The organism is Saccharopolyspora taberi, from assembly GCF_039534165.1.
Taxonomy (GTDB): Bacteria; Actinomycetota; Actinomycetes; order Mycobacteriales; family Pseudonocardiaceae; genus Saccharopolyspora_D; species Saccharopolyspora_D taberi.
On sequence record NZ_BAAAUX010000016.1, the window covers coordinates 310,429 to 331,131 of the forward strand.

General features: G+C 66.8%; 17 protein-coding genes. 11 read left to right on the forward strand and 6 right to left on the reverse strand.

Features of this window, described 5'->3' with window-relative positions; genetic code table 11:
* The first annotated feature begins 88 nt into the window (after positions 1-88).
* Entirely contained in the window at positions 89-253 is a 165-nt protein-coding gene (locus ABD691_RS20375) for a response regulator transcription factor (protein ID WP_425565127.1), read from the forward strand.
* A gap of 27 nt (positions 254-280) precedes the next feature.
* Positions 281-655, forward strand: a complete 375-nt coding sequence (locus ABD691_RS20380; protein ID WP_344682022.1) for a hypothetical protein — start codon at positions 281-283, stop codon at positions 653-655.
* Between the two features lie 355 nt (positions 656-1,010).
* Here ABD691_RS20380 and ABD691_RS20385 read toward each other — a convergent pair whose 3' ends face one another.
* Positions 1,011-1,595, reverse strand: coding sequence for a TetR/AcrR family transcriptional regulator (locus ABD691_RS20385; protein ID WP_344682024.1), 585 nt, complete (start codon positions 1,593-1,595; stop codon positions 1,011-1,013).
* Between the two features lie 263 nt (positions 1,596-1,858).
* Between ABD691_RS20385 and ABD691_RS20390 the strand changes: the two genes are divergently transcribed.
* The 4 genes from ABD691_RS20390 (at position 1,859) to ABD691_RS20405 (ending at position 8,591) form a co-directional block, all read left to right on the forward strand.
* Positions 1,859-3,244: an MFS transporter gene (locus ABD691_RS20390; protein ID WP_344682026.1), complete on the forward strand. Its 1,386-nt coding sequence runs from the start codon at positions 1,859-1,861 to the stop codon at positions 3,242-3,244.
* Between the two features lie 43 nt (positions 3,245-3,287).
* Positions 3,288-4,952, forward strand: coding sequence for a glycoside hydrolase family 13 protein (locus tag ABD691_RS20395; RefSeq protein WP_344682028.1), 1,665 nt, complete (start codon positions 3,288-3,290; stop codon positions 4,950-4,952).
* On the forward strand, positions 4,949-6,046 hold the full coding sequence (locus tag ABD691_RS20400; RefSeq protein ID WP_344682030.1) for a sensor domain-containing diguanylate cyclase: 1,098 nt from the start codon (positions 4,949-4,951) through the stop codon (positions 6,044-6,046). The genes ABD691_RS20395 and ABD691_RS20400 overlap by 4 nt, the downstream gene beginning before the upstream one ends.
* Positions 6,047-6,455: 409 nt before the next feature.
* Entirely contained in the window at positions 6,456-8,591 is a 2,136-nt protein-coding gene (locus tag ABD691_RS20405) for a glycoside hydrolase family 97 protein (RefSeq protein ID WP_344682032.1), read from the forward strand.
* 430 nt (positions 8,592-9,021) lie between these two features.
* Here the strand turns inward: ABD691_RS20405 and ABD691_RS20410 are convergent, their stop codons facing one another.
* The 3 genes from ABD691_RS20410 to ABD691_RS20420 form a co-directional block, all read right to left on the reverse strand.
* Positions 9,022-9,819, reverse strand: a complete 798-nt coding sequence (locus ABD691_RS20410) for a DUF2637 domain-containing protein (RefSeq protein ID WP_344682034.1) — start codon at positions 9,817-9,819, stop codon at positions 9,022-9,024.
* A gap of 578 nt (positions 9,820-10,397) precedes the next feature.
* On the reverse strand, positions 10,398-11,444 hold the full coding sequence (locus tag ABD691_RS20415; RefSeq protein WP_344682036.1) for a methyltransferase: 1,047 nt from the start codon (positions 11,442-11,444) through the stop codon (positions 10,398-10,400).
* Between the two features lie 44 nt (positions 11,445-11,488).
* Positions 11,489-12,946, reverse strand: a complete 1,458-nt coding sequence (locus tag ABD691_RS20420; protein ID WP_344682038.1) for a 4-hydroxyphenylacetate 3-hydroxylase family protein — start codon at positions 12,944-12,946, stop codon at positions 11,489-11,491.
* Between the two features lie 396 nt (positions 12,947-13,342).
* Between ABD691_RS20420 and ABD691_RS20425 the strand changes: the two genes are divergently transcribed.
* On the forward strand, positions 13,343-14,395 hold the full coding sequence (locus ABD691_RS20425) for a methyltransferase (RefSeq protein ID WP_344682040.1): 1,053 nt from the start codon (positions 13,343-13,345) through the stop codon (positions 14,393-14,395).
* Positions 14,396-14,445: 50 nt separating this feature from the next.
* Here the strand turns inward: ABD691_RS20425 and ABD691_RS20430 are convergent, their stop codons facing one another.
* Both ABD691_RS20430 and ABD691_RS20435 read right to left on the reverse strand, forming a co-directional pair.
* Positions 14,446-15,678: an NAD(P)/FAD-dependent oxidoreductase gene (locus ABD691_RS20430; RefSeq protein ID WP_344682042.1), complete on the reverse strand. Its 1,233-nt coding sequence runs from the start codon at positions 15,676-15,678 to the stop codon at positions 14,446-14,448.
* The gene (locus tag ABD691_RS20435) at positions 15,678-16,001 is read right to left on the reverse strand and encodes a 2Fe-2S iron-sulfur cluster-binding protein (RefSeq protein WP_344682043.1); all 324 of its coding nucleotides are present in this window, start codon (positions 15,999-16,001) and stop codon (positions 15,678-15,680) included. Before ABD691_RS20435 ends, ABD691_RS20430 begins: the two co-directional genes overlap by 1 nt.
* A 564-nt stretch (positions 16,002-16,565) precedes the next feature.
* Here ABD691_RS20435 and ABD691_RS20440 point away from each other — a divergent pair.
* The 4 genes from ABD691_RS20440 to ABD691_RS20455 all read left to right on the forward strand — a co-directional run bounded on the left by ABD691_RS20440 (position 16,566) and on the right by ABD691_RS20455 (position 20,513).
* On the forward strand, positions 16,566-17,063 hold the full coding sequence (locus ABD691_RS20440) for a PhzA/PhzB family protein (protein ID WP_344682044.1): 498 nt from the start codon (positions 16,566-16,568) through the stop codon (positions 17,061-17,063).
* A gap of 151 nt (positions 17,064-17,214) precedes the next feature.
* Positions 17,215-18,051: a PhzF family phenazine biosynthesis protein gene (locus tag ABD691_RS20445; protein ID WP_344682046.1), complete on the forward strand. Its 837-nt coding sequence runs from the start codon at positions 17,215-17,217 to the stop codon at positions 18,049-18,051.
* 350 nt (positions 18,052-18,401) lie between these two features.
* Complete coding sequence (locus ABD691_RS20450; RefSeq protein ID WP_344682048.1) at positions 18,402-19,367, forward strand: streptomycin biosynthesis protein; 966 nt, start codon at positions 18,402-18,404, stop codon at positions 19,365-19,367.
* Positions 19,368-19,628: 261 nt separating this feature from the next.
* On the forward strand, positions 19,629-20,513 hold the full coding sequence (locus ABD691_RS20455; protein ID WP_344682050.1) for a LysR family transcriptional regulator: 885 nt from the start codon (positions 19,629-19,631) through the stop codon (positions 20,511-20,513).
* Positions 20,514-20,703: the final 190 nt, after the last annotated feature.

Below are 20,703 nucleotides of genomic sequence, written 5' to 3' on the forward strand. Positions count from 1 at the left end.
CATCTCCCTACACAAAATATATCTCGTGGATTTCCGACGCGGGACACTAGCGGCACGGCCGCGCCTTCGTCCTCCAGCTGGCGCAGCGATGAAGCTCGTAGCCAGTGGAAAGACCAACAGGAAGATCGCGGCCGAACTCGTCATCGCAACCCGCACGGTGGATAGCCACGTCGAACACATCCTGACCAAACTCGGCTTCAACTCCCGCACGCAAATCGCTGCGCTCTTCGCCAAACAGGTGCCGGACTCATGATCGCTTCCGACGGAACGCTCGACCAAAATGGCCACTCCGCACAGTCCCGCGCAGCCAGTGGTCAAACTCGTCGATGTCCACCCCGGTGGCTACGCCGAGCAGCAGCGCCGCCTGCTCAACCAGGCGATCTTCCACGGCCTCGACATCGAGGACGAGGAGATCACCACGGCGATTTCCGTGAGCCCTTCGGGCAGCCCCATGCCCTCCAGCGCACGCGGGCCGCCAGGAGACAGCTACGAGATCGCACCGGTCATCCCACAACCCCGGAGCAGTAAGAAGGCCACCCGCAAAGCGGGTGGCGCATCCTCGTTCTCCGGCGTTGAGATCCTGCTCCAAGACCTCAACGCGGGCAGGGGTTCTAATAACAACCCCAACGTGGGGCGCCAGGGGATCGAACCCTGAACCCCAGTCAAGTGCGGGGAGCCCATTGGTTGGGCCATCCTTGCATCGGATGCAATATCACATGCGAACGCGCAGGTCAGCGCCGTGTCGCCCATCTCCGGGCCGCGACGTTCCAGGCTCTGGCCGAGCAACAACGCGGCACGTCCTCGTGCCGCATGCTGTAGCTGTTGCCGCAGGTCAGCAGGCCAATCCAGAGACAAACGACGACCTCCGTCACGGCGCGACAAGGGGAGAGTTGGAGATTGCATCGATTGCAATAATGCGCACTCTACTGGACAGCCTGCGTATCAAGTCCATGCGTATCGGGGCGTTGCAAGTCAGCGCTGGTCTGCAGTTGTGCGAAGTGGAAGCAGCCTCACTGCACCGCGGACTGAGCCGATGATGTGGCACTGACGACGGCGCTGCCACTTGCGAGCCGTCGGATCGTTTCGCGTGTGTGGCTGACCGTTGGCGGCTGGGTGTCGATCACAAGGTGTGTCGAGACGCCTTCGATGTAGGTGTTGATTGCCCGGGCCGCATCCTCGGTGAAATGTCGCCGTAGCGCAGTCAGGCCGACATCGATCAGGTCGTGCGTGAACGGCCGGAACTCGGGGCGACGGGACGCGAGAGCGTAGAGCTCGTAGGAGATCACCCCGCCGGTCACGTCGCCCTGGAAGTCGTCATGGATGAGCGCGACGACCGCTTCGATCGCCGCCTCGGTTTCCAGCTCCTGGTCGAGGCGGGCACTCACCATGTCTCGAACACGCGCCGCGTACCGGCCGAACGCTTCGAGAAGAAGCTCGTCCATGCCGGAGAAGTGGTAGGTCATCGACCCCAGCGGCACGTCGCATCGTGCAGCAAGGACGCGGTGAGTCGTCCCCGCGACTCCATGTTCGGCGATGCATTCGAGGGCCGTGTCGATGATCCGGTCCCGACGGTGAGGGTCCCAGCGCCTTGCCATCTGCTTCCTTCCGTCGGTCGAGAGCCGTGACGGCCGAGCCGGGGCCGGCGGCCACCCGAGCAGCTCGTCGTACGGCCCTGCCATCGATCTGACCAATTTACTATGTACAAGAGTACACATCGATGCGTACACTCGTACGCATCGATGTGATCTCCGCCACCGGTCGGTCTGGGTCGCGCCAGCGGAACCATCGAACATCCAGGTCGGGCCCATGTGCTCGACGTCGTTTGCCGTGCGCTTCATCGGCACCGATGGGAGTTTGAATGACAACCACCACCCCGGCCCTCGGCCCGACGAAGGTCTCCATCGGAGAAAGGGTCGCGTATGCGTCGAGCGACCTCGGGTTCAACCTCGTCTACGTTGCGATCGCCACGTATCTGACGTTCTTCTATACCGAGGTGGCCGGGATCCCGGCCACGACCGTTGGCACGATCTTCCTGGCGGCTCGACTTCTTGACGGCGTCTGGGACCTCCTTGTCGGCGTGCTCATGGAGAAGCTGCACTCACGGTTCGGCAAGGCCCGGCCTTGGTTGCTGTATCTCGCGATCCCGTATGGCCTCTCCGCCGCCCTGCTGTTCACCGCGCCGAACCTCGGTGAAACAGGCAAGGTGATCTACGCCTTCGTCACCTACACGCTGTCGGCCGTGATCATCTACACCGCCATGAACGTCCCCTACGGCGTTCTCAACGCACTCATCACGAAGGACCAGGTGCAGCGTGGCGTCCTGAACACCTACCGGATGATCGCGGCCTACGCCGGAGCACTCATCGTCACCGGTCTCACGATGCCCATCGTCAACGCCACCGGCGGTGACGCGCACAGCTGGACTCTTGCCTTCGGTCTCTACGGAATTCTTGCCGCCGCCCTGTTCTTCATCACGTTCAAGTTCTGCACCGAGCGGGTGGGAACCGCCCGGCACGACGCCATTGCTGACGCAGAGACCGCTGCCCAGTCCATCGAGATCGGAGCCGGCGTCCGGTCGCTGCTGCGCAACAAGTACTGGCTGATGCTCGTGCTGTTCGGCGTTCTGCTGTTCACCGCCTACAGCCTGATGGGCGTCTACCCCTACTACGCCAAGTACGCGCTCGGGGACGAGGGCCTGTCCAGCATGATGTTCACCTTCCGCATGGTCATCGAGTTCGGCGGCGTCTTCCTGGCCCTTCCGTTCATCAAGCGCATCGGCAAGCGCAACATCTCGCTCGCCGGTTGTCTCGCGCTCGTCGTCGGGCAGTGCGTGATCGCGCTGGCGCCGACGAGCCTGACCGTCGTCCTGGTCGGTCTGGGCATCGCCGGCGTCGGTGTGGGCGCCATGTTCGCGGTTCTCTTCGCGATGATCGGCGACACGATCGAGTACGAGGAGTGGCGCAGCGGAATCCGAGCCGAAGGCCTCGTGTACGCCGGTGCCACCTTCGGTCAGAAGGTCGGTGGTGCGGTGGGTGGCATGGCAGTGGGCTGGTTCCTCGGCCTCGCCGGCTACCTCGAGGGCAATATCGACGAGCAACCGGCCTCCGCGCTTCACATGATCGACTTCGTGTTCATCTGGCTCCCGCTCATCATCGCCGTCCCGATGGCTCTGGTGATGCTGCTCTATCGCCTCGACAGGGAGTACCCGCAGATCCTGGAGGCGCTCCGACAGCGTCAGAGCTGACGAGCCCCGACGACCCGCAAACACCCGCGAAGAAGGAACTCTCTTGTCACAGCACATCCTCCCCGCAGACCCGACCTCGACGGGCCAGGGCCCCAAGTCCGATGAATGGTGGCGGTCAGCCGTCGTCTACCAGGTATACCCACGGTCCTTCGCCGACTCCAACGGCGACGGCATCGGGGACCTGCCCGGGATCACCGCGAAGCTGCCGTACCTGCGGGACCTCGGCATCGACGCCGTGTGGCTCTCGCCGTTCTATCCCTCACCGCAGGCAGACGGCGGGTACGACGTCGCCGACTATCGCGACGTGCACCCGATGTACGGCACGCTCACCGATGCGGAGCGCCTGATCGGCACTGCTCATGACCTCGGCCTGCGTGTCTTCATCGACATCGTTCCCAACCACACGAGCGACGAGCACCCGTGGTTCCAGCAGGCATTGGCTGCCGGCCCGGGTTCGCCCGAACGGGCGCGCTACTGGTTCGTCGACTCCGACGGCGGGCCTCCGAACAACTGGCCCTCAGAGTTCGGCGGACCAGCCTGGACCCAGGTTCCCGACGGACAGTGGTACCTGCACCTGTTCGACCGCAAGCAGCCCGACCTGAACTGGGAGAACCCCGAGGTCCGGGAGATGTTCCTCGACACGCTCCGCTTCTGGCTGGATCGCGGTGTCGACGGGTTCCGGATCGATGTGGCCCACCACCTCATCAAGGCCGACGGGTTGCCGGACTTCGAAGGCGACTGGGACGACTACGTGGCCGGTTGCCTCCCGACGAACACCGCGCCATTCGCTGACCAGGACCGGGTCCATGAGATCTACCGCGACTGGCGCGCCCTGCTGGACAGCTACCCCGGTGAGCGCGCGATGGTTGCCGAGGCGTGGGTGACGCCGCACGAGCGCCTGGCGGCCTATGTGCGCTCCGACGAGTTCCAGCAGGCGTTCAACTTCGACTTCCTCCGCGCCGCGTGGGACGCCACCGACCTGCGTGCCCAGATCGCCGCGACGCTGGACGCCAACAGCGCGGTCGGTGCGCCGACTACCTGGGTGCTCTCCAACCACGACGTTATCCGCCACGCGACCCGGCTCGTGCGGGCCAACCCCGCCACCGCACCGTGGGTGCTCGAGGCCGGCGAGCCTACGCCGGATTACGCAACAGGACTCCGGCGTGCCCGGGCCGCCACGACGCTCATGCTTGCGCTTCCGGGGAGCGCCTACCTTTACCAGGGCGAGGAGCTCGGACTTCCCGAGGTCATCGACCTGCCGGCCCATATCCGCCAGGACCCGGCATTCGTCCGGGCCGACGGCCAGCTGCTCGGCCGCGACGGATGCCGCGTGCCGTTGCCCTGGGAGAAGCACGAGGTCGCTTTCGGCTTCAGCCCGGCGGACAAGTCCTGGCTGCCCCAGCCGGAAGTGTTCGGCGAACTTGCCGTCGACCAACAGATCGGCCAACCGGACTCGACGCTCGAGCTCTACCGGACCCTCTTGAGAGTCCGCCGCGAGCGCGAGCTCGGCTCGGGCGCACTCTCGCTCGTCGACCTCGGCGACGACATCGTCGCCGTGGACGTTGCGACATCGATCGGGACGACCCTTGTTGTGGTGAACCTCGGCGACGCGGACTGGCCGATTCCAGCCGACGCCCGCGTGCTCGTGGCGACCTGCCCCGACGTGTCCGACCGCCTGCCGACTGACCACGCCGTGTGGATGGCATGACCTGCCTGACCGACATGCTCACCGCGCAAAATCAAGGTGCAGCACACGATCCAACCTTGCTTGGTTCGTCAGCGGACCGTTCTGGTGAGTTCGTTCCGATGACGCGGGGAACGGTCGAGGATGTTGAGTGGGACGCGGTGTTCGATGGGGCAGCTGTGCCGACGGCGGTGCTGGATGGGCAGGGCCACCCCCGGTACGTGAACCCGGCGTTCTGCACTCTACTGGGCCACGGCGCCCCAGACTTACTGCAGCCAAGCCCGCGCGATTCATCCTGCCTGCGCAACGCTGTTCTGCAACACGCCGTCGTCGGGGACACGATCGCACACGGACGCGCTGTGGCGGAGACGTGGTACCACAAGCCCGACGGCCAGATCGTCTGGGTGCGGCTGTCGGGTTCGACCGTGAAGGATTCCGTTGGCCAGCGCTGCTGGATCCTGTTGCAGGCCGAGGACGTCACCACCGGCCGTAGCCGCGAAATGCTGTGGGAGCAGTGTTTCGCCGCTGCACCGACCGGGATGGCACTGCTGGATCTGCAAGGGCATTGGACATCGGTCAACGACGCCTTCTGCGACCTGCTGGGTTATCGGCGCGACGAGATCCTCGGACTACAGTTTTCCGACCTGACCTACCCTGGCGATGAAGACCAGGGAGACACCGCACTCGCTGATCTCCGCGCGGGCCGCACCACGACCGTCAGCGTGGAGAAACGCTACCGACACAAGGACGGGCACCCGATCACGGTCTTGATCCGGTCCAGTGTCGATCAATACGGCCACCTCGCCGGTGACCATCTCCTGACCGCGGCCGCCGACCAACTGCTGCGCGGCGTTCCCCCCGGTGCCACGGTCGCACGACTCGGCGGCGACGAATTCGTCATCACCTGCCTCGCCGACGACACTCCCGCCGCAGAAACACTACGGGACCGCATCGCAGAACTGCTCGACACCACGACCACCGCAGCAGGACATACCGTCGAACTCAAGGCCAGCGTCGGCATCGCCGTGACCCGCGACCCCACCACACCACCAGAAGAACTCCTCCACACAGCGGATCGAGACATGTACACCCGCAAAAAGAACCCCCGGAATACCTGACACACGACCCGACCATTCGATGACTGCACGGCACGCTCCTCTGAGCCAGGCTTCGTGATCGAGGTTTTCAACTGACCGTGCCCGCAAAGCCAGGTCGTTCACTGCTATATTTGTGGACTTTGTTGCCGCGTCATACTAATGTCCCACAGCGGTCACGCCAATCCAGTCGGAGGCAGGAAAAGGAATTCACATCACACCTCGCGAGTGCTCAGTTTCGTTAGACCAACATTACGCACTCACGATAGCTGACCTGCGGAAACACCAGTCGCGCGCAATGATCCCCGAACTCCTCTTTCCGCGGATAACCACCGGGAACGATCTTAGTCAGTCGTCTGTTTACGTCCACATCGAAATACTCTCGGAGGTCAACATGGATTTTCCAGAAAGGGTGTCGAACCGACTCCCATTGATGCTGAAACCACCATCTCCCGGCCGTGCGGGGCTGCTCGTCCTGCTGGTTCTGGCACTCGCCGCGATCACGCTGCCGGCCAGCGCCGCCCAAACGGACCCCGTCAACCCCGCAAGCCCCTATTCCGTCTCCTCGCCCGACGGACAGATCGAGGTCGGCTTCGCGCTGAAGTCCGGGAAGCCCTTCTACAACGTGTCGCACCACGGAAAGCCGTTCCTGCTTGACTCCTCTCTGGGCATGCAGTTCAAGGATGCCCCCGCGCTCGACGACGACTTCGAAGTGACCTCCGTGCATCGGGACACGCAGGACTCGACGTGGAAGCTCCAGTGGGGTGAGCGCAAGGAGATCCGGAACCACTACAACGAGCTGACGATCGACCTGCGGGAGAAGTCGGCCCCTGGGCGCCAGTTGCAGGTGGTCTTCCGCGTCTTCGATGACGGCGTCGGCTTCCGGTATGTGCTGCCGCGCCAGGACGCGATGAACGAGTTCGCAATGACCGAAGAGGACACCGAGTTCCGCTTCGCCGGCAACTTCACCGCGCACTCGATCCCGGCCGACTACGGCCCCGGTATCGGTGACGAGCACCTCTGGCGGACCACTCCGCTCTCGCGGGTCGACGCGGCCAACACGCCGCTGACCATCGAGACGCCCGACCGTGGTTTCGCCACGCTCCACGAGGCCAACCTGGTCGACTACGCGAGCATGACCGCGGCGAGCACAAAGGATGGCAGTCCAAGCCTGCGTTCGGCGCTGGTGCCCATGCCGGATGGAGTCAAGGTGCGGGGCACGGCGCCGCACAGTTCGCCTTGGCGCACGCTGACCATCACGGACACGGCTCCGCAGCTCATGGAGTCGAACCTGGTGCTCAACCTCAACGACCCGTGCCAGATCTGCGGCGGGGACACGTCGTGGATCAAGCCGGGCAAGTACGTGGGGGTGTGGTGGGAGATCCACAAGGGCCTCTCCACCTGGACCGAGGGCCCCAAGCACGGTGCCACCACTGAGAACGCCAAGCGCTTCATCGACTTCGCTGCGGCGCACAAGATCCCGTACGTGATGACCGAGGGATGGGACAAGAACTGGGAAGAACAGCCTCCCGGGAGCTACCTGACCTCCAACGCCGCATCCGACTTCGATCCCAAGGAAGTCATCCGCTACGCCGAGAGCAAGGGCGTGAAGTGGGAGGCCCACAACGAGACCTTCGGTGACGTCTCGAACTACGACCGGCAGATCGACGATGTGTACGCCGAATACGAGCGGCTCGGGATTCCGGCGGTGAAGACCGGCTACGCCGGGGACACCAAGATCGACGGCCAGCCGCACCCGCACTACGACCAAACGATGATCAACCGCTACCGGGAGCACATCAAGAAGGCCGCAGACCACCACCTGATGGTCGAGGCGCACGAGATCGTCAAGGACACGGGCGAGCGGCGCACGTTCCCCAACTTCATGACCCGGGAAGCCGTCCGGGGCCAGGAGTACGAGGCATGGAGCGAAGGCAACCCGCCCAAGCACACGGTCGACATCCCCTTCACCCGGATGATGGCCGGTCCGGTCAGCTACACGCCAGGAATCTTCAACATCAAGTGGGACCCGCCCGGTCCTGGAGTGCCTTGGGCCACCATGGAACCCACCCGGGTGCACACCACACGGGCGAAGCAGCTGGCCATGTATCCCGTGTATCTCAGCGGGCTGCAGATGCTTGCGGACCTCCCCGAGCACTACGAAGGCAAGCCGGAGTTCGCTTTCCTCGAGGAGGTGCCGACCACCTGGGACGACACCAAGGCGATCAACGCCAAGATCGGGGAATACGTGACGATGGCCCGCAAGAGCGGGGCCGCGTGGTACGTGGGCAGCATGACCAACGAGCAGGCGAGGTCCCTGCCCGTTCCGCTGCAATTCCTCGACCCCGGCACGACATACACCGCCACTGTCTATGGCGACGCTCCGGGGACCGATCTCGAGAACAACCCCGATCAGGTCGAGATCAAGCGCGTCCTGGTCAAGAGCACCGACAGCCTCATCGCACGCATGGCCGCCAGCGGCGGCCAAGCGGTGAAGCTCGAACCCGCGAGCAAGACGGACCTGGAGACACTGCCGAACTGCAGCCAGGACACATCCGTGTGCCAATGATGTTGTGCTGATCGAAGTGCCCGGGCACCGGTTTCGTTCCGGTGGCCGGGCACTCAGGTCCCGCTATCTGTCGATGACGCCGACATCATCGACCCGGAACGCGTGTCGCTTCGGCGGGGCACGACGGCGCTCGAACCCGCCTTGCGGGCTTACCGGCCCTGCGGCTCCCCTGAGACGTCGGCCAGTTGCTCGAGGTCGCGGGCTCGCCGATGCTGGTCTTCGGCCACCGCGAGCATGTGCTGCCGGTGACGCTGGACGAGGGTCCACCGACGCGCTTCGAGGGCGACGTTCATCTCGTGCTCGGCGCGCTGGGTGCAGCAACGCCCTCCAGGCACTGCGCTTCATCGAGGGTGGTGTGTGCTGGATGAGATGATCGGTCACTCATCACATTCGCGGAAGGCCAGTGGGTGCCGCTAGGGCGCGGCCGTGTTCAGGCACCAGTACCGTTCGCCAATGCTGGTGTTCTTTGGCGGATGTGATGGGTGAGGGTGCGGGCTCGGGTTGAGCCGATTCTGAGCTTTCGGCGGAGCGTGTCAGCTGAGATCGGACGTCTGTACTGGTTCCAATGTTCGGCGTCGAGCCGGTATGCCTCGTCACGTAGTGGATCGTCCTCAGCGTGCAGTGCTTCCGGGACATTGCCCGCGTAATTAGCGCTGTGACCAGGTGTGTTGTTCACAGGCGTGTACAGTGCTGGCACATCTTCCGTGCCCTGGGGACCTTCCATTGTCCGGCTGGCTTCCCCAGCAGCCGTCGCCGAGTTCGGCTGCGCTGAGCCGGCGTCCTCGGGCTCGCGAACGGTCCCACTCGTTGTCTGGGTGCGGCGCCGCTTGAGCGCCTGGTTGAGCAGTTCAACAGACAGAAGCAGAGCCAGGGGTGGGCAGGCAGCCACCGCGATGGAGAAAGCGTTTAGCTCGGGGGCGGAGGCGATGTTGGCGCACAGCGACAACCCGATGCCGAGGGCGAACGACAGCCACGCCTTCCATCGGCCGGTCGCGCGATGATGGTGACTTGCCTTCCATAGTTCGATGGTGGCCGTCGTCAGCAAGCCGTCGACGATGAGAGGCCAGAGGGTGGCGGTGGTGGTGTCGGCTCCGAAGCGCAGCGCGAACTCGCGGCCGTGCCGGTAGGAGACGTAGGCCGCGCCGGCGGCTACGAGCAGGGTGCATGCGCATTGCAGGCGCAGGGATCGATCGGCGGCAGGGCTGGACGTGAATGGAGTGTTGTTCATCCGGCATCGCCTCCTCGGCCGCGCCGACGGCGGACAATGCCGACCCTGGCGGAAATCCGCAGTTCGCGGCGTGAGCGGTTTCGTGCGGATGCTGTACGAGCCTCGCCGGGGGCACGAACGCACACTGCGTCCGCAGCCAGAGCATTCCCTAGGAACGGCAGACTGATCTGGTACGGCGTGTTGGTCATTAGACGTCACCCGCCCGAGACCATCCTGGGGTGTCGCGCATCGTGACATCGGCCTCGCGCCGGTGTCGGAGAGTGGTTTCTGAGTCCTCCACGCCCATGTCGGCGCAGGAACGGATCAGAGTCACTGGTTCAATCCCAGTATCGCGCACCAGTCTTTTCCGGACAGCGGCCCCGCTCCGACGAGGAGCGGGGCCGCTGCCGTCTGTGCTTTTCGCGGATTGTTCCGAACGCTTTCAGCCCCAAGGCCAATTCCGGGTCGACCAATCCGAAAGGGACCTTGAGCGCGCGGCGGACCTGCGGGACTTCACCACCGCTGCGCGGCGGCGGCGGTGAAGTCCCGCCCGGCCCCGCCTCGTAGGGCCCGGGGGAACCGACCCGGCGAGGCGAGCTTCACTCCGCGGTCGCGACGAGCAGGGTCACGTCCAGCGGAAGGGTCGCGCTGTGGCTGTAGGAGAAGCCCGTCTGGTCGAGCAACGACTGGAACTCGCCGAGGGTGCGCTCCTGGCCGCCGGTGTTCATCAGCATGTGGATGTCCCAGTCGAAGGCCAGGGACGGGCGGCCGTCGACCGGGATGACCCGCTCGATGATCAGCAGGGTCGCGCCGGGGTCCACCGCCGCGCGCACGTTGCGCAGCACGGTCCGGCAGTCCTCGTCGTCCCAGTCGTGCAGGATCCGGGACAGCAGGTAGACGTCGTGGTTGGCGGGCACCGACTCGAAGAAGTCCGTCGCCACCACCTCGCAGCGGTCCGCGACGCCCGTCGCGCTCAGGCGCTCGCGGGCGGAGTCGCCGATGCGCGGCGTTTCCGCGAGGACCCCGGACAGGCCGGGGTTGGCCTTGAGGATGACCTCCAGCAGGGCGCCGTTGCCGCCACCGACGTCCACAACGGACTTCGCCTCGGCGAAGGCGAACGCGTCCGGCACCGCGCTGAAGAAGGCGTTGCCCGCGTTCATCGCGCGGTCGAAGACGTGGCCGGCTTCCGGGTGTTCGACGTAGTAGTCGACCCACGTCGTGCCGAACACCTGCGGGAAGGACTGCTCGCCGGTGCGGATGCTGTGCAGGATCTGGCCGAACGACGGGTAGGCCTGCTCGCCGTAGAGGATCGCCAGGTCCGACATCGACTTGGGGTGGTCCCGGCGGAGCAGATCGCCGCGGGGGCCCAGCGCGAACCCGTTGACGTCGTCGCCGGTCACGACGTCCAGGCTGGTGAGCATTCGCAGCAGCCTTCGCAGGGCCTCGGGGTGCGTGCCGGTCTGCTCGGCCAGTTCGGAGTGGGAGCGCGTTCCCTCGTGCAGCCGGTCCGCCAGCTCCAGCTTGACGAACGCGTAGACCGCGTACGCCCTCGCCGGCGCGAGCAGCAGCTCCACCATTCCCCGCGCGTGTTCGCCGGTCCTGCCCTGTTCCATCCCGGAACCACCCGTCCTCTCGTCTGACGTCATCGTCGTGCACACCTCATTCGTGCGGTGTTGGTGCGGAAATCCCGTCACCGTTGGCTGTGCAGGTCGTAGCTGCTCAGGAACTCCTCGACGGCGCGCCGAGGTCCGGTGAAGTCGTAGTGGCGGAACGCGTTGGCCTTCGCCACGAACGGCGGCCCCGCGTAGAACATCTCGTACTGGTGGTGCCTGCTGCCGAACTCGGAGCCGATCATGTCCCAGGCCAGCTTGAACAGCTTGATCCGCTCCTCCGCGGGAACGCCCGGCGAGCTCAGGTAGAACTGGAAGTCCGGCGCGGTCTCGGCGTTCAGCAGCTCGTCGCGAGAGGACGGCAGCTGGATCACGCCGCCGCCGACCAGTTCGCGCAGGATGCGCAGCACCCGCGGGTAGACCTCGGACTGCATGCCCATGGCGCCGTACAGGAAGCGCGGGTTCGGCCGGGCCACACCGCTGGAATCGGTGATCGCCTCCGCCTCCGACGCGATCAGGCAGGCCTCCACCATGGCCGCCAGCGAGGCCAGCTCCCCGAGCTTCTCCACGACGGCCGGGTTGCGGTCGGTCTGGTTCATCCCGCAGATCTTGCCGATCACGCCGAGGATGAACTGGAGCTTGACGACCAGCCGGACCTGGGCCTGGTGGTTGCTCAGGGAATGCGCCGCGGTGTCGAAGAACTGCGCCCGGACGCCCTCGACGTCGCGGCACACGAAGACGTCCTCCCACGGCACGAAGACGTCCTCGAAGACCACCGTGGCGTCGCTCTCGTCGAACCTGGTCGACAGCGGGTAGTCGAACACGCTCGGCTGGCCCGGGCCGTACGGCCGCCTGCAGTACAGCCGGACGCCGGGCGCATTCGCCGGAACCACGAACGACAGCGCCTGGTCCGAGTCCTCCGGGGCGACCGGCTGGATCCGGCTGACGAAGATGTAGTCCGAAACCGCCGAACTGGTGCCGAGCATCTGCGACCCGCGCACGACGATCCCCTCGTCGGTCTCCTCCGTGACGACGACCGGGATCTGCCGCTGTGCCGCGGAATCCGCGGGTTTGGGCATGCGGCCGGTCTGCGGGGGAGTGAGCACGTAGGTCAGGAACGGGCTTTCGGCGAGCAGCTTGCGGTACCAGTGGTCGACGCTCCCGGAAAGCTGGTACGGATCGCGGTCGAAGAGCCCGGGACTGCCCGCGAAACCGGCGAAGAAGCTCGCCACGTGGTCCGGTCCGCGGCCGACCCAGCCGTGCGACAGCGCGGACCACTTCGCGATCGCCTCGTGCCGGGTGGCCAGATCCGCCGCGGAGCGGGGGATCAGGGCCGGTTTGAGCGCCGGTGCGCCGGTCTCCGGCGCGGTCTGGAGCATGCCGTTCTCGGGCCGTGCGGCGAAGTCGTACATCTTGGCGACGGAGTTGGTGACACCGCGGAACGCCGGGTGGTCCGCGACGTCGGCGACCTTCGCGCCGTCGAGGTACACGGTCCGCCCGTCCGACAGGGCGGCGAGGTATTCCTTGCCCGTGCGCATGCTGATAGAACCTCCGCTGGGAATGCACTGGCCGACATCGCCAGGCCACGACTTGTCCGGCAGTCCCGGGCCCCGTGCCGGCCCGGTGCTTGCCACCGCAGTAGATTCCAGGCCCCGGTGGCGAGCGGGACAAGGTGTCTCGCCAAGAAGATCGACGACTGCGTCCACAGTGGAGTGAGGCGCGTCCAACTGCGGACGGGGACGCAGTTGGACGGTGTGAACGGCGTCACGGGCCCGGTGTCCGCAAGACGCATTGCGCGGATGGCGGCGTACCGGTAACCAGTAACCCGATCAGACCCGTCGATCGAGAGCGAAGCTGATGAGGACACAACCCTGCCGCGGCGGCCTCGCGCCGGAAGCCGAACTTCACTGCTCTCCCCGGAATCGGGGCCTGTTATGACCGGGCCGGACCAGGTGCGGACCCTGGGCGCGGCCGACGAGAACGACGCGGCACCGATCCGCCACGTCATCGACCTGATCACCGGAGCCTGGCGGACGCAAGCCGTCCACGCCGCCGTCCGGCTCGACCTGCCGGACCACGTGCGGGACGGGCACCGGTCCGACGAGGCGCTGGCCGACCGGACCGAGACCGGCGTCGACCACATCGGCAGGCTGATGAGCCTGCTCGTCGCACTCGGCCTCTTCGAGCGCGACACCGAACGCCAGTACCAGCTCACCGACGCCGGAGCGCAGCTGCTGCGGGATGCTCCGGGTTCCCTGCGGGACATGTGCCTGCTGCACGGCGAGGAGTTCTACGCGGCCTGGGGGCACGCGCACGACGCCGTCGCGGGCGAGAAGACCACCGGATTCGCGTTGGCCTACGGGCAAGAATGCTACGCGTACCTCCAGGAGCACAACGACGTCGCGAAGCGCTTCCAGCGCGCGCTGCGCGCCAGCAACCAGGTCGTGTGCGACGCCGCACCGCACGCCCTCGACTTCGCGGGCAAGCGGATCATCGACGTGGGCGGGGGCAACGGCGCCTTGCTCGCGGCCGTCCTGCGGGCCGTCCCGGACGCGACCGGTCAGCTGGTGGACCTGCCGCACATGGCCGAGATCGCCAAGGGGGAGCTCGCCGATTTCCTCGGCGACCGGGCGGAAGTGCGCTCGGGCGACATGTTCGAGTCGGTGCCGGAAGGCGGTGACGTCTACCTGCTCTCCCGCGTGCTCGGGGACTGGGGCGACGAGGACTGCGAACGGATCCTGACCAACTGCCGCCGGGCGATGTCGGCCTCCTCGCGCCTGATCGTGATCGAGCGCTTCGTCACCGACCGGCCGGGGATGCTGCTGCCGCAGCTCTGGGACGTCCACCTGATGGTCATCAACGGCGGACGCCAGCGCATCTTCACCGGGGTCGAGCAGCTGGTCGAGCGGGCCGGTTTCCGCCTCGCCGAAACCGTCGACCTCCCGCTGGAGACGACCGCTCTGGTGCTGGAACCGAGCGGGGCGTGACGAACGCGGAGGGGCGGGCCGCGGTGGCCCGCCCCTCCGCGGACGCCGGATCAGACCTTGGCCAACGCGTTCCTGACGTAGTCCTTGAGGACGAAGCCCGGCCGCTCGGCCTCGGCGGGCTCCAACGCGCTGTCGGCGGCGAGCAGCTTGCGCGCGGCCATGTGATCGCCGGGGCGGTTGACCGACTCGACCCCGACCAGGCGGCGATCCCGGAACAGCAGCACCGAGAACGCGCTTTCGCCGTCGCCCAGCAGGACCTCGGTGTCGTGGCCGTCCGACACCCCGGCGATCTGGAGCCGGGCGTCGAACTGCTCGGTCCAGAACCACGGCACGGCGCGGTAGGGCCGCGGCGCGCCCGTGAGCCGGTCGGCGACGCAACGGGCGTGGTCGGTGGCGTTCTGCACCGACTCCAGCCGGACCCGCCTTCCCAGCCGGGCGTGCGGGAAAGCCGCGCAGTCGCCGATGGCGGAGATGTCCGGGTCGCTGGTGAGCAGGTCGTCGCCGACCACGACGCCGTCGGCCACCTCCAGCCCCGCTTCCTCGGCCAGCTCGGTGTTGGGCGTGATGCCGACGCCGAGCACCACCAGGTCCGCGGGCAGCTCAGTGCCGTCGGTGAGTTCCACCGCCGACACGTGCCCGCCGGTGCCGTGGAACGCGCGGACACCGCTGCCGAACAGCACCTCGTTGCCGTTCTCCCGCTGGAAAGCGGTGAACCGCTCGGCGGTCCGGGCCGACACGACGCGGGCCATCGCGCGGTCCGTCGCCTCGACCACCGTCACCCGGTGGCCGAACTTGCTTGCCGCGGCGGCGATTTCGAACCCGATGAACCCGGCGCCCACGACGACCACCCGCTCCGCGGCGGCCAGGCCGGCCCGCAGCGCGTCGGCGTCGGCGCGCGTCCGCAGCGTCGTGATGCCGCGCAGATCGGCCCCGGGAACCGGGAGCGACCTGGTGCGCGAACCGGTGGCGAGCACCAGGTGCCCGTAGGCGACCGACTCGCCGTCGGCGAGCCGGACCGCGCGGGCCTCCCGGTCGATCCCGACAACGCGCTGGTTGATCAGCGTGATGTCGTTCTTGGCGTAGTACGCCGCGGACCGGAACTCCGGGTCCTCGTCGCCGGCCGCCAGGTAGGTCTTCGACAGCGGCGGACGCTGGTAGGGGGTGCCGGGCTCGTCGCCGATGAGCACGACCCCGCCGGAAAACCCTTGGGAGCGCAGCGAAGCAGCGGTCTGGTAGCCCGCCTGTCCGGCACCGACCACGACCGCGTCGGGAACCGGGTTCATCAGACCTGCCGCTCCGGTGTGTGCACGACCAGCCCGTCGAACTGCTCGGTCACCTTCAGCTGGCAGCTGAGCCTGCTGTTGGGCTGCCGCTCGCAGAAGGTGCCGTCCAGCATCTCGTCCTCGTTCTCCTGGATGGGCAGGAGCTTGGGCAGCCAGTCGGGCTCCACGTAGACGTGGCAGGTGCCGCACTGGGCGTTCCCGCCGCACTCGGCGACGATCCCGTCGACGTCGTTGGACACCGCGCCGCGCATGACGCTGGTGCCGACGGGTACGTCCACGGTGTCCTGGGTGCGGTCGAAGTGGACGTAGGTGATCTTGGGCATTGCTGCGTGCTCCTCGGTGGTCCGTAACTGCGGAAAACTTCGGGTGTCGCGAAATGCCGGACCCTCGTCTCGGCACTTCCGGCGCACCGGACCGGCGTCCGGTCGGTCCCAGCCCGTCCGGACCAGTGGGTTCGGGCTTTCGACGCGAACATGATTCGGCGGCCATCCGGTGCTGACGTGCGGCAGCAGCGCAGACGACCGCTCGGGCGCGATTCTGGCAATCCGCGGTGTGGAATGTCAAACTCCTCCGGCATACATGCCGGAAATGGTCTGAGGCCATAGCTCAGATGTGATGAGCGGGTGGTTCGCATTAATTCCCGGTGCGCCGAACGGTGGCGCTGGACAGATCTTGACAACCCGTCCGGGCCCCCCGAGAATCGAGCCCGACTGGTCATATTGGGGGACGCCGCGGCGAGAACGTGCAAACCGTTTACTGCATTCAGGTGAAGCTCTAGTGCATTCAGGTCATCCGTGGTCGAGCTGCCGGTAATCGGCGCGGCCACGCCGGCGCACCGCGTTTCCGGCGGCCATGATGCGAGTTCGACTGATTGAGAGGTTCCGACTGTGACAGACGAGTCCGCCCGCACTTCGGCGTTCGAGAACGACCTGGACCTGCGTCGCCGCAACCGGGAGACGGTCGCCAAGTACATGGAGTACATCAAGGGGGAGCTCCGGCTGGAGCGCTACCAGCTGTTCACCGAGGACGGAACCGCCGGTCTCTACACCACCGACAGCGGTGAGCCGATCGTCTTCCGGGGCACCGAGCAGCTCAAGGCGCACGGCGAGTGGTCGCTCAAGGTGCTGCCGGACTGGGTCTGGACCAACGTCCAGATCTTCGAGACGCAGGACCCGAACCGGTTCTGGGTGGAGTGCGAGGGCGAGGGCAAGATCCTGTTCCCCGGTTATCCGGAGGGGCGCTACGAGAACCACTTCATCCACTCCTTCGTCCTCGAGGACGGCAAGATCAAGGAGAACCGGGAGTTCATGAACCCGATCCGCCAGTTCCACGCGCTCGGCATCGAGCCGCCGCGGATCAAGCGGGCCGGAATTCCGGCCGACTGATCTTTTCCGGCGCCTGCCGGATTGTTTCTCCGGTGCCCGCGCGGCAGCGATTCCGGTCGCTTCCGCGCGGGCACCGCATTTTTTTTGCGGCGGTTTCCGGTGTGGTCGGAAATACTTGTCGCTCTCCCCGTTCCGCCGATATGTTGTGGCCATGCGCAACTATGTCGTAGCTGATGTTTTCGCGAACCGTCCGCTGCACGGAAACCCGGTGGCCGTTTTCCTCGACGCGGAGGGCCTGTCCCCCGAGCTCATGCAGCGCATCGCGCGGGAGATGAACCTGTCGGAAACCACGTTCGTGCTGCCCGCGGAGGCCGACGGCGATGTCCGCGTCCGGATCTTCACCCCGGTCAACGAACTGCCGTTCGCCGGGCATCCGACGTTAGGCACCGCTATCGCGCTCGGTGAGACGTTCTCCGGTGACCGCCTGGGAATGGAAACGCACATGGGCACCATTCCGTTCGACCTGAAGCGGGAAGGTGGCCGCGTCGTTTCGGCGAGCATGCGCCAGCCGGTTCCGGACTGGTGGGAATTCGAGCGCGCCGACGAACTGCTCGCGGCCCTCGGGCTGGAGAAGTCCACGCTGCCGGTCGAGATCTACCGCAACGGGCCGCGGCACGTCTTCGTCGGGCTGGAAAGCGTGGCGGCGCTTTCCGCGGTCAACCCGGACCACCGCGCGCTCGCCGATTTCCCGGACATGGCGACGAACTGCTTCGCGGGCTCGGGATCGCAGTGGCGCTCCCGGATGTTCTCCCCGGCCTACGGCGTCGTCGAGGACGCGGCGACCGGTTCGGCGGCCGGGCCGCTCGCGCTGCACCTGATCCGGCACGGCCTGGTCGAGTACGGCCAGCCGGTGACGATCACCCAGGGCGTCGAGATCGGGCGCGCCTCGGTGATGCACTCGGTGATCACCGGGTCCACCGCGGGGATCGACGACATCGCGGTCTCCGGTGAGGCCGTGGTCGTCGCCCGCGGGCAGCTGATGGTCTGACCGGCGCCCGCCTCCGCCGGTGTCCGGAGGAGTCCCGCCTCCGGACACCGGGTTCCGACGCATTTTCCGGATGGAATCGATTTATTCGATGTCGCGGTCAGCATGCACTGATCACGGTATTGGTATTAGAACGTATTACACGATGCCGGTACGGTGTTGTCAGAAAGCATGAGCACGAGGTTCCACTCATCTGTTCTGATTCGGATCGACAGGTGCACCTTCGAAGCGTTGTTCGCCATGTGGTGAATAGCGTTGGACGATTCGGTGACCGCCGCTGGGGGAGCTGATCGGGAATCGGACGGCATGCCGACCGCAGAACGACGAGCGCATTCCATCCTGCGAGGAACACCATGATCTACACCACTGTGGTCACCGACGGGACCGGTGAGCACGAAACGCCGGACTCCGCGATGCGCGCGGAACTCGCCGCGCTGTCGGCTCCGTCGCGCATCGCCATCGCCGAACTCCGCCCCGCCGACTCACCGCGCGCGAACGTCCAGGACGACCAGCACGTCCGGCGGCTGCTCGACATCTCCGCCGACCGGCTCCCGCCGATCGTCGTGCACCGCGCGACGCGGCGGGTCATCGACGGCATGCACCGGCTGACCGCCGCGCGCCTGCGCGGGGACAGCACGATCACCGCGGTGTTCTTCGACGGCAGCACCGCCGACGCCTTCGTGCTCGGGGTGCGGCTCAACGCCCGCCACGGGCTGCCGCTGTCCCGCGCGGAGCGCTCCGCCGCCGCGGCCAAGATCATCGCCTCGCACCCGGGCTGGTCGGACCGGATGATCGCCGAGGCGGTCGGGATCTCGGCCAAGGTGGTGGCCGCGATCCGCTGCCGGGTGGCGGGGGAGCAGCCGAGCGGGATCAGGATCGGCAAGGACGGGCGGGCACGGCCGGTGGACGGGGCGCGCAGGCGGGCGCTGGTCGAGCGGCTGCTCGCGGAGGATCCGGGCGCGTCGCTGCGGAAGGTCGCGCGGGAGGCCGGGGTCGCGGTGGAGACCGTCCGGCGCATCCGGGCGCGGTCGCAGGCGCTGCCGGAGGCGCGGGAGGCGGGCGGCGCCCCGCAGCCCCGGCAGGAGGAGCCGATGACGCCGGCGGAAGCGTTGCGGGTGCTCAAGAACGACCCGACCCTGCGCTTCTCCGAGACCAGCCGGACGTTGCTGCGGCTGCTCGACGCCGGCTTCTCCGGTGGCGACTCCTGGCAGCGCATGATCGACAACGTCCCGCAGCACTGCGCGGGGATCGTCGCCGGGCTGGCCCGGCAGTACTCCGAGGCGTGGATGTCGGTCGCGGACCAGCTGAGCGAGTCCTGAGGACTGGGCCGCCAGATGGACGTCGCCTCCCAGCGGTTGGGAGTGATTGCGCCGGACGTGTGAAACCGCCGTATCCGCCGTGCAACCCGCGCGCCGCCCCCGCCGCCGCGCGGTTTCTGTCGGCGGGTGGTGTTTTCCTGCGCGAACGAGTTGTCCACAAGAGCTGGAAACGCGGTCCCTGGGCCCGGGAACGAGCCGGAGATCTCCCGAATGTCCGGTCAAGGCTAGGCTAAGGTGAACCGCTGGAGGTGATCTTCGTCGATGGACCTGTTGCGCCTTCGGTACTTCCAGGTCGCCGCGCGGCACGAGCACATCAGCCAGGCCGCGCAGGAGCTGTGCATCGCCCAGCCGTCGCTGAGCCGGGCGATCGCCCGGCTGGAGGCCGAACTCGGGGTGCTGCTGTTCGACCGGCAGGGCAGGCAGGTTCGCCTCAACCAGTTCGGGACGGCGTTCCTGCGGCGGGTCGACCGGGCGCTGCGGGAACTCGACGACGGCAGGCTCGAACTCCTCGACGCCGCCGGCCTCGAACACGGTTCGATCACCATCGCCAGCGAGACGCAGCTGACCCTGACCTCGGTGCTCAAGGGGTTCATGGCCGAGCAGCCCGGGGTCACCGTCCGGCTCAACCAGCTCAGCGCCGACCTGATGGCGCGCCAGCTGCGCGCGGGTGAGATCGACCTGTGCCTGGCCTCGCAGCCGATCGGCGGGCCGCCGCTGGTCACCTTCGAGCTCGTCCAGGAGAAGGTCTTCCTGGCCGTTCCGGTGAGCCACCCGCTGGCCGGTGCCGAGCGGGTCTCCCTGGAGGACATCGCCGACGAGCCGATCGTGGCGACCCGCGAGGGGTACTGGCAGCGGACGCTGACCGACCAGCTGTTCGAGAGCGCGGGCCTGCGCCCGAACATCACCTGCGAGGGCAACGAGCCGGGGGCGACGCAGGACCTGATCGGCGCCGGGCTCGGCATCGGCCTGCTGCCCCAGATCGGGCGCACCGCCGCGACCCACACCCCGGTGTCCTGGCTGGAGCTCGACGCCCCGGGCTGCGTGCGGACGCTGAGCCTGGTGTGGAACGAGGAGTCGTACCTGTCGGTGGCGGCCGAGCGCTTCCGCGATTTCGCCATCCGCCACTTCCGGAACAACCGGGAATGAAAGGTTTTTCCCACCGCGCCGGGAATCCTGCCGAATGGCGCTGTCGGGTGAACTCCGGAACGGCGTGATCGCGTTCCGGGCCTGTTGTCCTGGCTTATAGCAAATCGGTCATCTTTGCATGCCAGTTTTGGTCTTGGAAAGCATGGAGCGAGTTCCCTAGCCTCTTTTGCGTAGACACATCATGCATGCG

Bases quoted from the DNA above. Each gene is read 5' to 3' on its own strand.
- ABD691_RS20410 (WP_344682034.1), bottom strand. From the start codon at position 9,819: ATGAACAACACTCCATTCACGTCCAGCCCTGCCGCCGATCGATCCCTG.
- ABD691_RS20435 (WP_344682043.1), bottom strand. From the start codon at position 16,001: ATGCCCAAGATCACCTACGTCCACTTCGACCGCACCCAGGACACCGTG.
- ABD691_RS20385 (WP_344682024.1), bottom strand. From the start codon at position 1,595: ATGGCAAGGCGCTGGGACCCTCACCGTCGGGACCGGATCATCGACACG.
- ABD691_RS20380 (WP_344682022.1), top strand. From the start codon at position 281: ATGGCCACTCCGCACAGTCCCGCGCAGCCAGTGGTCAAACTCGTCGAT.
- ABD691_RS20375 (WP_425565127.1), top strand. From the start codon at position 89: ATGAAGCTCGTAGCCAGTGGAAAGACCAACAGGAAGATCGCGGCCGAA.
- ABD691_RS20455 (WP_344682050.1), top strand. From the start codon at position 19,629: ATGGACCTGTTGCGCCTTCGGTACTTCCAGGTCGCCGCGCGGCACGAG.
- ABD691_RS20390 (WP_344682026.1), top strand. From the start codon at position 1,859: ATGACAACCACCACCCCGGCCCTCGGCCCGACGAAGGTCTCCATCGGA.
- ABD691_RS20405 (WP_344682032.1), top strand. From the start codon at position 6,456: ATGCTGAAACCACCATCTCCCGGCCGTGCGGGGCTGCTCGTCCTGCTG.
- ABD691_RS20430 (WP_344682042.1), bottom strand. From the start codon at position 15,678: ATGAACCCGGTTCCCGACGCGGTCGTGGTCGGTGCCGGACAGGCGGGC.
- ABD691_RS20400 (WP_344682030.1), top strand. From the start codon at position 4,949: ATGACCTGCCTGACCGACATGCTCACCGCGCAAAATCAAGGTGCAGCA.
- ABD691_RS20445 (WP_344682046.1), top strand. From the start codon at position 17,215: ATGCGCAACTATGTCGTAGCTGATGTTTTCGCGAACCGTCCGCTGCAC.
- ABD691_RS20425 (WP_344682040.1), top strand. From the start codon at position 13,343: ATGACCGGGCCGGACCAGGTGCGGACCCTGGGCGCGGCCGACGAGAAC.
- ABD691_RS20420 (WP_344682038.1), bottom strand. From the start codon at position 12,946: ATGCGCACGGGCAAGGAATACCTCGCCGCCCTGTCGGACGGGCGGACC.
- ABD691_RS20450 (WP_344682048.1), top strand. From the start codon at position 18,402: ATGATCTACACCACTGTGGTCACCGACGGGACCGGTGAGCACGAAACG.
- ABD691_RS20415 (WP_344682036.1), bottom strand. From the start codon at position 11,444: ATGACGTCAGACGAGAGGACGGGTGGTTCCGGGATGGAACAGGGCAGG.